13 protein-coding genes and 1 riboswitch are annotated in these 13866 nt (G+C 72.8%); of the genes, 9 read left to right on the top strand and 4 right to left on the bottom strand.

Annotation, left to right across the window (positions count from 1 at the left end; genetic code table 11):
- Window positions 1-15 precede the first annotated feature (15 nt).
- A complete protein-coding gene (locus tag ACH4UK_RS35965) occupies window positions 16-960 on the bottom strand; it encodes a methionyl-tRNA formyltransferase (RefSeq protein WP_398363311.1) in 945 nt (314 codons plus the stop codon).
- Between the two features lie 283 nt (window positions 961-1243).
- On the opposite strand from ACH4UK_RS35965, the gene ACH4UK_RS35960 reads away from it, so the two are divergent.
- Window positions 1244-2821 carry an amidohydrolase gene (locus tag ACH4UK_RS35960; protein WP_398363309.1) on the top strand — a complete coding sequence of 526 codons (1578 nt, stop codon included), beginning with the start codon at window positions 1244-1246 and terminating at the stop codon, window positions 2819-2821.
- A 268-nt stretch (window positions 2822-3089) separates the two neighbouring features.
- Window positions 3090-4295: an MraY family glycosyltransferase gene (locus ACH4UK_RS35955; RefSeq protein ID WP_398363308.1), complete on the top strand. Its 1206-nt coding sequence runs from the start codon at window positions 3090-3092 to the stop codon at window positions 4293-4295.
- A gap of 16 nt (window positions 4296-4311) precedes the next feature.
- On the opposite strand, the gene ACH4UK_RS35950 is transcribed toward ACH4UK_RS35955, so the two are convergent.
- Window positions 4312-5199: a glycosyltransferase family 2 protein gene (locus ACH4UK_RS35950; protein WP_398363306.1), complete on the bottom strand. Its 888-nt coding sequence runs from the start codon at window positions 5197-5199 to the stop codon at window positions 4312-4314.
- Between the two features lie 69 nt (window positions 5200-5268).
- Here ACH4UK_RS35950 and ACH4UK_RS35945 point away from each other — a divergent pair, with 69 nt between their 5' ends.
- From ACH4UK_RS35945 to ACH4UK_RS35935, 3 genes are all read left to right on the top strand, one after another.
- The gene (locus tag ACH4UK_RS35945; protein ID WP_398363304.1) at window positions 5269-7488 is read left to right on the top strand and encodes a hypothetical protein; all 2220 of its coding nucleotides are present in this window, start codon (window positions 5269-5271) and stop codon (window positions 7486-7488) included.
- A gap of 159 nt (window positions 7489-7647) precedes the next feature.
- Window positions 7648-8628 carry a metallophosphoesterase family protein gene (locus ACH4UK_RS35940; protein WP_398363302.1) on the top strand — a complete coding sequence of 327 codons (981 nt, stop codon included), beginning with the start codon at window positions 7648-7650 and terminating at the stop codon, window positions 8626-8628.
- On the top strand, window positions 8625-9410 hold the full coding sequence (locus ACH4UK_RS35935; protein ID WP_398363300.1) for a 4'-phosphopantetheinyl transferase: 786 nt from the start codon (window positions 8625-8627) through the stop codon (window positions 9408-9410). Before ACH4UK_RS35940 ends, ACH4UK_RS35935 begins: the two co-directional genes overlap by 4 nt.
- Window positions 9411-9413: 3 nt before the next feature.
- Here ACH4UK_RS35935 and ACH4UK_RS35930 read toward each other — a convergent pair whose 3' ends face one another.
- Window positions 9414-10004: a histidine phosphatase family protein gene (locus ACH4UK_RS35930; protein WP_398363298.1), complete on the bottom strand. Its 591-nt coding sequence runs from the start codon at window positions 10002-10004 to the stop codon at window positions 9414-9416.
- A 126-nt stretch (window positions 10005-10130) separates the two neighbouring features.
- Window positions 10131-10225: riboswitch (adenosylcobalamin (AdoCbl) riboswitch) on the top strand.
- Between the two features lie 44 nt (window positions 10226-10269).
- On the opposite strand from ACH4UK_RS35930, the gene ACH4UK_RS35925 reads away from it, so the two are divergent.
- From ACH4UK_RS35925 to ACH4UK_RS35910, 4 genes are all read left to right on the top strand, one after another.
- Window positions 10270-10485, top strand: coding sequence for a CbtB-domain containing protein (locus ACH4UK_RS35925; protein ID WP_398363297.1), 216 nt, complete (start codon window positions 10270-10272; stop codon window positions 10483-10485).
- Between the two features lie 78 nt (window positions 10486-10563).
- Window positions 10564-11319, top strand: coding sequence for a CbtA family protein (locus ACH4UK_RS35920; RefSeq protein ID WP_398363295.1), 756 nt, complete (start codon window positions 10564-10566; stop codon window positions 11317-11319).
- Between the two features lie 294 nt (window positions 11320-11613).
- Entirely contained in the window at window positions 11614-12396 is a 783-nt protein-coding gene (locus ACH4UK_RS35915; RefSeq protein WP_398363293.1) for an SDR family oxidoreductase, read from the top strand.
- A gap of 32 nt (window positions 12397-12428) precedes the next feature.
- On the top strand, window positions 12429-13136 hold the full coding sequence (locus tag ACH4UK_RS35910; RefSeq protein WP_398363292.1) for a TetR/AcrR family transcriptional regulator: 708 nt from the start codon (window positions 12429-12431) through the stop codon (window positions 13134-13136).
- A gap of 100 nt (window positions 13137-13236) precedes the next feature.
- Here ACH4UK_RS35910 and ACH4UK_RS35905 read toward each other — a convergent pair whose 3' ends face one another.
- Entirely contained in the window at window positions 13237-13839 is a 603-nt protein-coding gene (locus tag ACH4UK_RS35905; RefSeq protein WP_398363290.1) for a hypothetical protein, read from the bottom strand.
- Between the last annotated feature and the right edge of the window lie 27 nt (window positions 13840-13866).

The raw sequence follows: 13866 nt of genomic DNA, 5'->3' as shown, positions 1-13866 counted from the left end.
GTGGTGTCCCGATCGTCAGGGGCGGCCGGTGAGATAGCCGCCCATCGAGGTGAAGTACTCGGTCGCGGGCAGCTCGCGGCCGTCTTCGGTCCGTACGCGGGTGATCGCCAGACCGTGGTTGCGGCCCCGGCGGGCGTCGGCTCCGGCGACGATCACGACGCCGTCGCCCTCGCGGTAGAAGACGCGGCCCGGGGTGCCGCCGTAGCGGCCCTGGGACACGACGGCCGAGACGACCTCCAGGCGCTGCCCCCGGTGGAAGGTGAAGGCGGCCGGGTACGGGGCGGACTGGGCGCGGACCAGGCGCTCCAGGTCCTCGGCCGGCCAGTTCCAGTCGATGCGGATGTCCTCTTCGGCGCGCTTGTGGAAGAAGCTCGCCCTCGACCGGTCCTGCGGGGTGAACGCGGTCTGCCCGGAGGCGATCAGGGCGAGCGCCTCGACCGTGACCGGTGCGATCAGGTCGACCGTCCGGTGGAAGAGGTCGGTGGCGGTGTCCGCGGGTCCCACGGCCACCGCCCGCTGGACGACGATGTCGCCGGCGTCCAGCTCCTCGTCCATCATGTGGGCCGTGACGCCCACCTCCGGCTCGCCGTTGATGAGCGCCCAGATCAGCGGCGAGAAGCCCGCGTAGGCGGGCAGCAGCGAGTCGTGGATGTTCAGCGTGCCGTGCCGCGGCAGGTTGTAGATCCGCGGCGGGATCCAGGTGCGCCAGTTGTTCGCCACGATGATGTCCGGGGAGGTTTCCCGGAGAAGCTCGAAGAGCTCGTCGTCCGGCCGGTTGCGGATGATCACGGGGACCCCGTGCTTCTCCGCGAGGTCGGCGACCGAATCGCTCCAGATCTTCTCGTAGGCGTGTTCGCTCCTCGGGTGCGTCACCACCGTCACCACGTCGTGCTCGGAGTCCAGGAGGGCTTGCAGGGTGCGGTGCCCCCAGGTCTGGTAACCGAACATGACGACCCGCATGGAGGTGCCTCCTTGAAAGAGCGATCAACCGGCGCATCAGTAAAGCAAGCCTTACCTAAGAACACAACGGTGCATAGTCGCCCCATGAGTTGAGTTCCCGGACGGGGCGTGTGACCGTGGAATCTCGCCGACGGCCGGAGTGCCGAAGACCGGCCGTGCACGGGCGGCGCGTTCCGGCGGACGCCCCGGCGGGAACCGCCGGCGGTGAGGCCCCGACAGCACTACGGCTCCGAGGAATCCCGGGCCGGCCAGGACCCGCTGCCCTCCGACGGACGGACTGCCCATGCTCTGTACGCGGCTGACGAACGCGCGCATCCTCACGATGGACCCGCACCACCCCGTCGCCCATGACCTGGGCATCTGGCGCGGGCGGGTCGTCGGCGTGGACGAGGCCGTGACCTCGCTGCCCGCCCGCGAGGTCGTCGACCTGGGCGGCGCCACCGTGCTGCCGGGCTTCATCGACAGCCATGTCCACCTCGCCTGGGCCGGGTTGAAGGCCGGTACGCCGAGCGTGGCCCCCTGCGAGCGGGTCGAGGACGTCCTCGCCGTCATCGACGCGGCGGCCCGGCGGCCGGCTCCTCCCGGCGCCTGGGTGGACGTCGCCGGGTACGACCAGCGGGCCCTGGGCCGCCATCTGACCGCCGCCGAACTGGACCGGGCCGGCCACGGCCGCAAGGTCTTCCTGATGCACGACTCCGGGCACGCCTGTGTCGTCAGTACCGCCGTGCTGGAACTGCTGCCGGACGGGACGCCGCACGAGGACGGATTCCTCGCCGAGAGCGCCATGACCGCTGCCCGCCGGCTGCGGCTGCCCTACTCCCAGGAAGAACTGGCCGACGCGATCGAGCTCGCCGCCCGCGCCTGTCTCGACGAGGGGATCACGGCCTGCGCCGAGGCGGGCATCGGCGGCGGGCTGCTCGGCCACAGCCCCGTCGAGCTGGGCGCCTATCAACTGCTCCGGGACCGTGGCCGACTGCCCCTGCGGGTCCAGCTCATGGCGTCCGGGGACACCCTGCGCCCCCGCGCGACGCACGCCGACGACGGATTCACCCAGGCCCTGGACCTCGGCCTGCGCACCGGGTTCGGTGACGACCGGCTGTCGATCGGCGCGCTCAAGATCTACACCGACGGCGGGATGATGGCGCGTACGGCGGCGCTCACCTCTCCGTACGAGGGCACGACCGAAAACGTCGGCCGGCTCCAGGACGACCCCGACCGCCTCGCGGCTCTCATCGTCGACGGCCACCTCGCCGGCTGGCAGCTGGCCGTCCACGCCATCGGGGACCGGGCCGCCGACCTCGCCCTGGACGCCCTGGAACGGGCCCAGAAGCTGCGGCCCCGCCCGGACGCGCGTCACCGTATCGAGCACGCCGGGCTGATCCGCCCCGACCAGCTGCCCCGCTTCGCCGAGCTCGGCGTGAGCGCGGTGGTCCAGCCCAGCTTCCTGCGCTTCTTCGGCGACGACTACGCGACGGTGATGGGGGAGGGGCGGGCCGGCTGGATGTACCGGGGCCGGGGGTTCCTGGACCACGGAGTCGCCCTGGTCGGCAGCTCGGACCGGCCCGTCACGGACGGTGCGCCGCTGCGGGCGATCCAGTTCATGGTCGAACGCGCCTCCGCCTCGGGCCGCCTCATCGGTCCGGACGAGGCCGTCACCGTCGACGAGGCGCTGCGGGCCTACACGGTCGCCGGCGCCCACGCCTGCCGCTGGGAGGACACGGTGGGCGCCCTCTCGCCGGGGATGCGTGCCGACCTCGTGGTGCTGGGCGACGACCCGCACCGCGTGGACCCCTCGCGGATCGGGGACATCGAGATCCTCGGGACCTTCGTGGACGGCCGGGACGCCCGCGCCGAGGGGTGACGCTGCCGCCGCCGGGCGCAACGCCGAACGGCAGGTCCGGGACTGACGGCCCCTCCGCTCCCACCGGCTCCCAACTCCGCCCGCGCCGACCCGCTGTGAGGGCTGCCGGTCGGTCGACCGGCAGCCTCCCGAACCCCGGCGGCCGAACAATAAGCTGCCCTTTCCGTGTTATTTAGGGTGAATGCGGACATGGGCCCGTAGGTTGGGGAGAAACGCCACCCGGGTGGCGTCCCGCGCCGCAAGTCATGAACGAGGAAAGGCAGGGCAGGTGAACGTGCTGGGGATCATCGCCTCCGGTGTGGCCGCGCTGTTCATCACGGTCGCACTCGCCAAGGGCGCCCGCCGCGTGGCGCTCCGCCCCCACGCCCCGGACGAACCGGGCGGACGTGCGCCACGGGCCGGGACACTGCGCAGAACAGGTGGTGCGGCGGCCGTGCTCGGCGTCGGCGCGGCGGCCGGAACGGCGTGGTGGCTCGGGGCCGCGGACGGCTCCGCCGGCTCCGTCGCCGGGCTGCTCGCCGGGGCCGGGACCGTGGCCGCCCTCGGCCTGGTCCACGACCTCAAGCCGCTGTGGGGCGCCCTCCGCCTCGCCGTGCAGACGGCGGCCGCGGTCCTCGTCGTCTGCTGTGCCGGACTGTCACCGGTGGCGGGCGTCCTGGCCGTTCTCTGGATCGTCCTCGTCGCCAACGCGTTCGCCCTGCTCGATCACGCCGATGGGCTCCTGGCCGCCGTCGGCGTGGTCACCGCCGCCGGGCTGCTCACCTGCGCCGCCGTCGACGGCAGCCCCGCCCTCGCCCTGCTGCCGGCCACCCTGGCGGCGGGCCTCGTCGGCTTCCTGCCCCACAACTGGCGCCCCGCCCGCCTCCAGCTCGGCGCGTCCGGTGCGCAGTTCACCGGATTCACGCTGGCCGCCTCCGGTGCGCTGATCCAGGCGGCCGCCCCGTCGGACCGTGCCGCGTGGGCCGCGCTGCCGGTCCTGGCGACGGTGGCCCTCGCCGACACCGCCCTCGTCCTGATCTCCCGCCGCCGCGCCGGGCGCCCCCCGCTGCGCGACACGGACGACCACATCGCGCACCGGCTGCGCCGGGTTCGCGTCACCGTGCCGGGCACGGCGATCCTCCTGGCCCTGTGGGCGGGCGTGCCCGTGACCGCAGGGGCGCTGGTGTACGCGGAACTGCTGCACCCCGCGCTCCTCCTCCTGCCGCTGGTCGGGACGGCGGCCGCCGTGTTCGCCCTGCTGAGGATCCCGGCGTACGCACCGCACCGCACGACCCCGCCCCGTGCCGCCGCCCGGCGCACGACCCCGCACGCCACCGGCGCCGCGATCCCCTCGGCCGCCGCCGCGCCGGGCCGTACAGCCTCCGCGTCCGCCGCCGCACCCGCCGGCACCGCCAGGACCGCCGAGGGGCACCCCACCGTGCCGCCCCCGCCCACCGGTCGCTCCGCCGCCGGGGTCGCCGCCGAGCGCGGCTGACACGCCCGGCCCGTCGTCACCCCCGCAGCCGGCCGAGGGTGGCGCGGGCCGCGGTGCGCGCGTAGGGGGAGACCATCAGATACGGCGCCCACGGCCAGGTGTGCCGCAGGCAGTACACCCACCACTGGCGCGGCGGCAGCTCCCGTACGGAGGTCACCCGGCGCAGCGCCTCGCGGACGCCGATCCCCGGCTCCAGGGAGCCGGGAGCGCCCGGTCCCCGCACACTCTCACCGGCATGCCCCGGGGCGACGAACGCGCTCACCCCGGCCCGCCGTGCGCGGCAGCCGTGGTCGTAGTCGCCCATCCGGTGGCGGAAGACCTTGTCGGGGTCCCCGACGAGGTCGTACACGGCGCGGGACACCAGGACCACCCGCCCGTCGTACGTGTCGCAGCGCTCAGGCCGGTGCTCACCGGGCTCGACGAGCGCCAGGGACCTGCCCCGTCGCCCGGAGTACACGGTGTCCCCGTACGCGTTCCGCACCGCGCCGACGACGACCGCGTCGGGCCCGACCGCTTCCGCCGTGCGCAACAGCGTGGCCAGGGCGCCCGGGAAGAGTTCGACCCCCTCGTCGAGCCACAGCTGATGCGTCCACCGATGGCTCGGCCCGCCCGGCGCGCCGCCGAGCGGGCCGCCGCCCCCGCCGCCGCTGCGGCTGTTGCGGCTCGCGATGCGCAGCGCCTGGTTGCGCGGGACGTCCGCGCCCACCGACATGACCTCCACCGCCGGATGCCGCAGCCGGACCGCCTCCGGCGTACCGTCGGTGCTGCCGGTGTCCACCAGATGCACGCCGAGCGTCGTCCCGGCGGGAAGCCCGCGCTGCACCTCCAGGGCGCGCAACGCGGACAGCGTCCTCGCGCGGCGGTCGTGACTCGTCATCAGCACGGCCAGGTGAACGGAGTGCACAGCGGGCTCCTCGCATCCTGAATCTCATCATTCATGCATAAAAGCTGATATTCCGCATAGGCTGGGCGGGTGAGCGCCCAACCGACCGCGAACCCGCTCCGGCTCCAGCGGGACCCCGCGTCCCCGTACCGCTCCGGCCGTGTCGTCCCGGTGGTCGCCTTCCTGCTGGCCGCCCTGTGCGTGACGACGGTCGCCCTGACCGCGACCGTCCGGTCCACGGTCGCCTCGCCCGGCTTCTACCAAGCGGTCCTGGACGAGGAGTCGGCCTACGACCGCCTCTACAGCGAGGTGCTCGTCGACCCGGAGATCTCCCCCGTCACCCGCGACCTGCTCGCGCACCTGCCGGTGCCCGAGGCGCTGGTGACGTCGAACATCAAGGTCGTGCTGCCGCCCGCCACCGTCCGCGCTCTCGCCGACCAGCAGATCGAAGCGGTGACCGGCTATCTGCGCGGCGACCGCGACGAGCTGCGACTGACCGTGGACATCGCTCCGGTGCTGGAGAACCTCGGCGACCTCGCACGCATCTACTTCGGCGATCTGGTGGCCAACCTCCAGGGCCGCGACGAGCCGGACTTCGAACGGTTCACCGCCGACCTCGGCACGGCCCTCGACGCGCTCAAGGACGGCCGGGCTCCCGCGCTGCCCGCCTTCCCGCTCACCGAGGACCAGGCGGACCGGGCCGCCGACGCCCTGCTGGCGGCGGCCCCCGAGCAGGACCGGGCGGCCCTGCGCCCCGAGATCGAGGTGGCCCTGGCGGAAGGAGACGTGTCGACCGCGCTGGCCGCCACCGCCGCTGCCGCGCTCTCCGACGGCTCACGCAGCGCGGCGGCCGACCTGCGCACCACGATCGAGGGCGGTACGTGGGACCTCACCGACACCCTGGCCGCTGCCGGGAACGACCTCACGGCCCTGGAGCGGGCCCGCGACACCATCCGGCTCCTGACCCTGCTCCAGGTCCTTGCCATCGCCCTCGCCCTGGCCTCCCTCGCGACGCTCTGGTTCACCGGCCCCGCCGCTCCGGCCCGGCGGCTGATGCGGCTGGGGCAGGCGCTCGCCTGCGGGGGAGTCCTGACCGCCGTGGCGGTGCTGCTGATCCGCCCGATCACCGGGGGCCGGTTCCTCGCCACCCCGTCCTCCTGGGCCCCGAGCGTCACCGCGCTCGTCGACGACCTCCAGCGCAACGCGGTGAACCAGGCGGTGGCCACCGGGCTGAGCGCCGCTCTGGCGGGTCTCGTCGGCGGTGTGCTCCTCACCGGCGCGGGCTGGGTGCTGCTGACGCGACCGAGCCGGGTGCCGACACCGACCCCGGCGATGGTGCGCGGCACGGCGGCGGGCGTGGCCTGTGCCGCGCTCGCCGCCGTACTGATCGTGCCGCCCGTCCTCGGCCCGTCCGCGCCACGCCCGTGCCTGGGCAGCAGCCGGCTGTGCGAACTGCGGTACGACGAAGTCGCCTACCTCACCTCGCACAACGCCATGTCCACCACCGCCGACCGCTTCATCGGGCCGCTCCAGGACCCCGACATCACCACCCAGCTCAACACCGGCGTCCGGGCCCTCCAGCTCGACACGTACCGCTGGGAGAGCCCGCAGGACATCGCCGAACGCCTCGACGCTCCCGAGTTCACCCCGGAGCAGCGGCGGCTGATCTCCGGAGCGATCGACAAGGCCAACCCGCCGCGCGAAGGTCTGTGGCTCTGCCACGGCGTCTGCCGCGCCGGGGCCATCGAACTGGTCCCGGCCCTGGAGGACATCGGCGACTGGCTGCGCGCGCACCCCAACGAGATCGTGACACTCATCGTCCAGGACGACATCAGCCCCGAGGACACCGAGGAGGCGTTCCGCGCCGCCGGCCTGGACGAGCTTCTGCACACCCCGTCGGCGGACCCGGACGCCCCGTGGCCCACCCTGGAGGAGATCATCGACAGCGGCCGCCGACTGGTGGTGTTCGCCGAGAAGGCCGATGGTCCGGCCCCCTGGTACCGCAACTTCTACCGGTACGGGATGGAGACCCCGTTCGCCTTTCGGAGCCCCTCCGACATGACGTGCGCGCCCCACCGGGGCGGCACCGGGAAACAGCTCTTCCTGCTCAACCACTTCATCACGAACGCGGGCGGCAGCCGGCTGGACGCGGGCCGCGTCAACGCCCGCGACCATCTCCTGGAGCGGACCGGGGCCTGCGAGGCGGAGCGTGGCAGCCCGGTCAACTTCATCGCCGTCGACTACACGACGGTCGGCGACGCGCTCGGCGCGGTGAACGAGCTGAACTCCCGCCGGGCGGAAGGCGGCTGACGACACGCCCCGGCCGGAGGCAGCTCTGCTCCGGCGACGCGTCCGCCATCCGAAACCCCGGGGGAGCCGCGCGGGGAGCGTGAGAGGCTACGTACCCAGAGGCTCCCCACCGTGCGGACGGAGCCGGACGACTGCCCACAGATCGGGAATCAGCTGCCCATGACTCCTTCGAGCGACTCCGCACCGCACGGTGCTCCCGCCGCCGTTCCGTCCCCCGGCGACGGGCCCCGAAAGCCGGGCACGGGCCGCCTGCTGGCCGTGAGCGACCTGCACGCGGCGGTGAGCGACAACCGGCCGATCGTGGAGTCCCTGCACCCGACGTCCGACGCGGACTGGCTGATCGTCGCGGGCGATGTGGCGGAGCGCCCCGAGGACATCCGGTGGGCGCTCGCACTCCTCGCGGAACGCTTCGCCCATGTGATCTGGACCCCCGGCAACCACGAGTTGTGGACTGTGGCGAAGGATCCGGTCCAACTGCGCGGCCAGGCCCGCTACGACCACCTCGTCGAGCTGTGCCGGGACCTCGGAGTGACGACTCCGGAAGACCCCTTCCCGCTCTGGCCGGGCCCCGAAGGACCGGTGGCGATCGCGCCGCTCTTCCTCCTGTACGACTACACCTTCCGCGCCCCGGGAACGCACACGAAGGAGGAGTCGCTCGCCGTCGCGCACAAGTCCGGCATCGTCTGCAACGACGAGTACCTCCTCCATCCGGACCCCTATCCGACCCGGGACGACTGGTGCCGTGACCGGGTCGCCACGACCGTACGCCGGCTCGAGGAGCACGACCCCGAGATACCCCTCGTCCTCGTCGGGCACTGGCCGCTCGTCCGGGAGCCCACGTCGGTGATGTGGTACCCGGAGTTCGCGCAGTGGTGCGGCACCGAACTGACCGCCGACTGGCACCGCCGCTTCAACGTCACCGCCGTCGTCTACGGCCACCTCCACATCCCCCGTACGACCTGGTACGACGGGGTGCGCTTCGAGGAGGTCTCCATCGGCTACCCCAGGGAATGGCGCGAGAGGGGACACCCGCGCGGCCTGCTGCGGCAGATCCTTCCCTACGAGGGCGCACCCGCCCCACCGGCCGGGACCGGCGCCGAACCGTCCGCACGGCGGCGTACCCCCGGAGGCTCCTCGTGATCGAGCGGCTGCTGCCCGCCGACGTCTCCTGCGCGGCCACCCGCGCCGAGAGCGTCCCGGACGCACCCCTCTTCCCCGAGGAGGAGGCACTGATCGCCAAGAGCGTGGCCAAACGAAGAAACGACTTCGCGACGGCCCGCGCCTGCGCCCGGCGCGCGATGGCCGGACTCGGACTGCCGCCCGTGGCCGTGCTCCACGGCTATCGGGGCAGGCCGCTGTGGCCCGAGGGAATCGTCGGCAGTCTCACCCACTGCGACGGGTACCGGGCGGCGGCGCTGGCCCGTGCGACGGACGTGCTGTCGCTCGGCATCGACGCGGAACCGCACGCCCCGCTCCCCACCGGCGTACGGGAGTTGGTGACGCTGCCCGCCGAGCGCGAGCGGATCGGCCCGGCTCTTCCTGAAGGCGCGGACGAAATCCACTGGGACCGTGTCCTGTTCAGTGCCAAGGAGAGCGTCTTCAAGGCCTGGTATCCGGTGACCGGCCTCGAACTCGACTTCACCCAGGCGGAGCTGACCTTCCAGCGGACGCATGCGCCCGCTGTTCCTGCTCCCCTCTCTCCTCCTCCCTCTTCTCCTTCTCCTTCGGCGGCGGCTGCTGCTGCTGCGGGAGAGGGAACCGGGTCCGTGGATCGCACCGCCGCGGGCACCTTCACCGCCCGTCTGCTGCTCACGGACCCGGCCCTGCCGACGACGCTTCACGGGAGTTGGCGGATCGAGGACGGCATCGTCGCCACCGCCGTGCTGGTCCGGCCCGACTGGCGGGCGAGCGGCACGTCCTGATGTTCAGCCGGCCGGGGGAGCGGTCAGCGGGCGGCCCAGCCCCACGTTCCACCGGCCAGCCCGCCCGCTGAGTTCGGTCAGCGTCAGCGGGGCGACGTCCAGCCGCCAGAACGCCTCCGCGGGCAGCCGCAGTCCGTGGACGACCGCCGCCCGGACGACGGCGACCTCGGCCACGGCCAGGGAGCTCGCACCGGGTGCGTCCGGTCCGCCCAGGGAGTCCAGCCATCCGCCGACCCTCCCGACCAGGTCCCGCAGCGACTCGCCGCCGTGCGGAGCCGCCGAGGGGTCGCCGAGCCAGGCGGCCACCTGCTCGGGTTCGGCGGCGGCCACGTCGTCGAGACGGCGGCCCGCCCAGCGCGCCAGGTCCCAGCCGGCCAGGGCCGGTTCGGCCCGTGCCGCCAGGCCGAGTGCCTCGCTGGTCTCGCGGCACCGCACGGAGGGGCCGCAGAGTACGAGGTCGCGTCTCGGCACCGCGTCGGCCGCCGCCCGCGCGCGCTCCCGGCCGGACCGGTCCAAAGGAGCGTCGCCGTCGAAACGGGCCTCCCGCAGGCCCGCGTTCATCGCCGGTGAGATCAACATCACCCGTGCTGTCATGTCCCTGCCTTAACTCGCTCACCATGGGCCCCACAGCCCTTTCGTCCCAAGGGATCCGTGCTCTGCGGCTCCGCAGATTGGACCATGGCGGCGGCTGAGTACAGGCGGTATGGTCACGTCGACCATGACGAAGGTGTGACGGAAGCCCGGTGAGAATCCGGCACGGTCGCGCCACTGTGAACCCGCACCTGTGCGGGGAAGTCAGACCCGGCACCTTCGTCCGAGGCACCACAACAGGGACGCGTGTTCCCACAGGAGGTCCGCCGTGGCACAGTCCGCCGCTCCCGCAACGGAAGCGTCTGCGATCACCCCGATCTCGGCGAAGGCCCTAGCCCCTTGGGCGGTCTTCTTCGGCATTCTCATGCTCGTCCTGCTGTACTTCGTCGGCGCCGAACAGGGCGCCACCGCGCTCATCTCGGGCGAAGGCGTCCACGAGTGGGTCCACGACGGCCGTCACCTGCTCGGTTTCCCCTGCCACTGAGGTTCCCGAGGCGCCCGAGGCGCCTCAGGGGCCAGGCAATCAGCGGACACGGGAAGCAAGAGAAATCAGGGAACCATCGTGAACTCCATATCTGTCAGAGCTCTGCTCGTGCGCGGCATGCTCGCGGGCCTGATCGCGGGAGCGCTCGCGCTCGCCGTCGCCTATTTCCTCGGTGAGTCCCAGGTGGACGCGGCCATCGCCCTCGAAGAGGCCCACAGCCACGACCACGGCGGCGGTGAGGAGCTGGTCAGCCGCACCATGCAGGCCACCGGCGGACTCGCCACCGGCGTTTTGGTCTTCGGCGTCGCCGTGGGCGGGATCGCCGCCCTGGTGTTCTGCTACGCGCTGGGCCGCATCGGCGACTTCGGCCCCCGGGCCACGGCCGCGCTGATCGCGGGCGCCGCCCTGCTCACGGTCTACGTCGTGCCGTTCCTGAAGTACCCGGCCAACCCGCCTGCCGTCGGCAATCCCGACACCATCGGCAAGCGCACCACTCTGTTCTTCCTCATGGTCGCCCTCAGCGTGCTGCTCGCCGTCGCCGCCGTCATCATCGGCAGGCGGCTCGCACCACGGCTGGGCAACTGGAACGCGACCATCGCGGCCGCCGCCGGCTTCGTCCTGCTGATCGGCCTCGCCTACGCCTTCCTGCCGTCCTTCGACGAGGTGGGCAAGGACTTCCCGGCCGGCCTGCTGTGGGAGTTCCGGCTCTCGACGCTGGCGGTCCAGGCGACGCTGTGGAGCGCCTTCGGCCTGATCTTCGGCTACCTCACCGAACGGCATCTGACGCCTGCCGCCCGTGCCGGGACGCCCCGTGCCGCGAGTGCGGTGAACTGAGCCGGTCCCGAAGGCCCGCGCCCGCGCCCACGCACCATCTGCACAGACGCACAGACGCACAGACGCACAGACGCACAGACGCACAGACACAGATGACTGAACCCCGCCGGGACGCATCCGGCGGGGTTCAGGCGTCTCTGCGTCTGTGCAGGTGAGGGGATGACGAAAGTCGGGTAGCAGTGCTCACTAGCATCGCTACGTTTTGGGGTAGCGATGCTAACCACATCATGTTAGCGTTGTTGATGTCGGGTTTCACGGAGTCGCCGCGACCCCCTGTCGCCAGGAGTGCATGTCATGACCGAACAGTCCGCATCGACATCGACCGAGCAGTCCCCCCGCACCGGTGACACCCCCCGACGGGTGGCCGTGGTCACCGGGGGATCCCGGGGCATCGGCCGCGAGAGCGCGGAGCGGCTGGCCGCCGACGGCTTCGCCGTCGTCGTCAACTACGCGGGCAACCGGACCGAGGCGGAGGCCGCCGTCGCCGCCATCACCGCCGCGGGCGGCGAGGCCTTCGCGCACCAGGCGGACGTGGCCGACGAGGTGGCGGTCGCGGCACTCTTCGATGCCGCCGAGGCGGCGTTCGGCGGCATAGACGTGGTGGTGCACGCGGCGGGAGTCATGGCGCTCGCCCCGCTGGCCGAGCTCGAACTCGACACGCTGGACCGGATGCACCGCACCAATATCCGCGGCACCTTCGTCGTCGACCAACAGGCCGCGCGGCGGCTGCGCGCGGGCGGGGCCATCATCAACTTCTCCAGCTCGGTGCTGTCGCTGGCCCTGCCCGGCTACAGCGCGTACGCCGCGACCAAGGGCGCCGTCGAGGCCATGACCCTGATCCTCGCCCGCGAGCTGCGCGGCCGGGACATCACCGTCAACGCCGTGGCGCCGGGGCCGACGGCCACCGCTCTCTTCCTCGACGGCAAGGACGACGCGACCATCGCCCGGATGGCCGCCCAGCCGCCGCTGGAGCGGCTGGGGACTCCGCAGGACATAGCCGAGGTGGTCTCCTTCCTCGCCGGCCCGGCCCGCTGGGTCAACGGCCAGGTGCTGCGCGCCAACGGTGGCATCGTCTGAGCGCCGCCGTGCCGCTTGATAGCGTCCGTCCGGTGAGCACGAGTACACGGACACGCATCCTGGAAGTGGCCGCCGGGCTGGTCAGGGAATCGCCCGACGGCGACATCTCCACGCGCGCCGTGTGCGAGGCGGCGAAGGTGGGCGCCCCGGCCCTCTACCGCCACTTCGGTGACAAGGAAGGCCTGCTGTCGGCCGTCGTCGACCATGGCTTCGAGAAGTACCTGGCGACGAAGAGGGGGCGCGGCGAGACGTCGGACGCCGTGGAGGACCTGCACCGGGGGTGGGACAGCCACGTTGCCTTCGCCCTCGACAACCGCAACCTCTACCGGTTGATGAATTCGCCGGCGATGCGCACGCCGCCCGCCGCGGCGCTGGAGTCCCACCGGATTCTGACCGGGGATCTCGAACGGGCCGCGGCGCAGGGCCGGATACGTGTCGCACCCGAGCTGGCCGCCCAGATGATCATGTCGGCCAACGTGGGGGTGGCGCTGATGCTTGTGTCCCGCCCGGCGACGTTCGACGACATCGAGGTGTCCCGCCGGGTGCGCGACGCGCTGTACGCGACGGTGCTCACGCCGGACGGGTCGCCGAGCGTGCCGCCGGACGCCGAAGTCCCCACGGCGGCGGCCCGGTTGAGCGCCCTGCTGCGACAGGAGCGCGGGGCGGGGCTGAGTACGGCCGAGGCGGCGCTGATGAAGGAGTGGCTCGACCGGGTGGCGAACGCCCGCCCGGACGCCTGATCCGGAGCACCGGGGCAGCCCATCGGGCGTCGCTCGCGGCGTGAGGGCTCAAGGGGCTGAGGGCTGAGCGCTGAGGGCATCGGGGCTCGCGGCGTGAGGTTCAGGGGTCGGCGGGGGAGGCGTCGTCATCGCGCAGGCCGTCCTCCGTGCGCCGGGCCGCGTTCTCGACGAGCCGATCGAGGTCTTTCTGTACGTCGTGCTCCGTGCTCCCGTGCGGTGCGTACGCCGACACCGTGAGCACGAGGTCGCCGTTCCGCAGGAGGAGGGTGCGGCCGGGGCGGCCCTGTTCGTCGGCCGGTATCGCGTAGGCGCTGTCGTGCACCTTCTCCGGCCCGCGTCCGTGTGCGCGGTCGAGGTCCTCCTTGACGCGGTACGCACGGCGGGCGGCCTCGGTCTCCTCGTACACCGAGGCCGTGGTGCTGAGCTTCCAGAACGTGCCGTCCGGGGCCTTCAGGTCGGCGAGGCAGCCGGTCTGCCGGTAGAGCGGCCGCGCACCGTTCTCACCGATGTCCTCCTGGGCGTCGGAGGGGGCGGAGTCGGTGGCACTGCCGAGGGTGAAGCCCTCGGCGGGCGGTGCGCCCGTGAGGAGGTCGCACGGCGTGCTGGTCCAGCTGTGGACCCCCGGCGGGCGGGCGCCCGGCTCCGCCGCTTCCCCGTTCCTCCCGTCGCCGCCATCGCCGGAGCAGCCGGCCGAAGCCGCCACCGCCAGCCCGATGAGTGCGGCTGACCG

The sequence above is a fragment of the Streptomyces sp. NPDC020884 genome (genome assembly GCF_044333935.1).
Taxonomy (GTDB): Bacteria; Actinomycetota; Actinomycetes; order Streptomycetales; family Streptomycetaceae; genus Streptomyces.
Note: the sequence above shows the minus strand (reverse complement) of the source record. Positions and strands in the feature narration are given on the sequence as shown.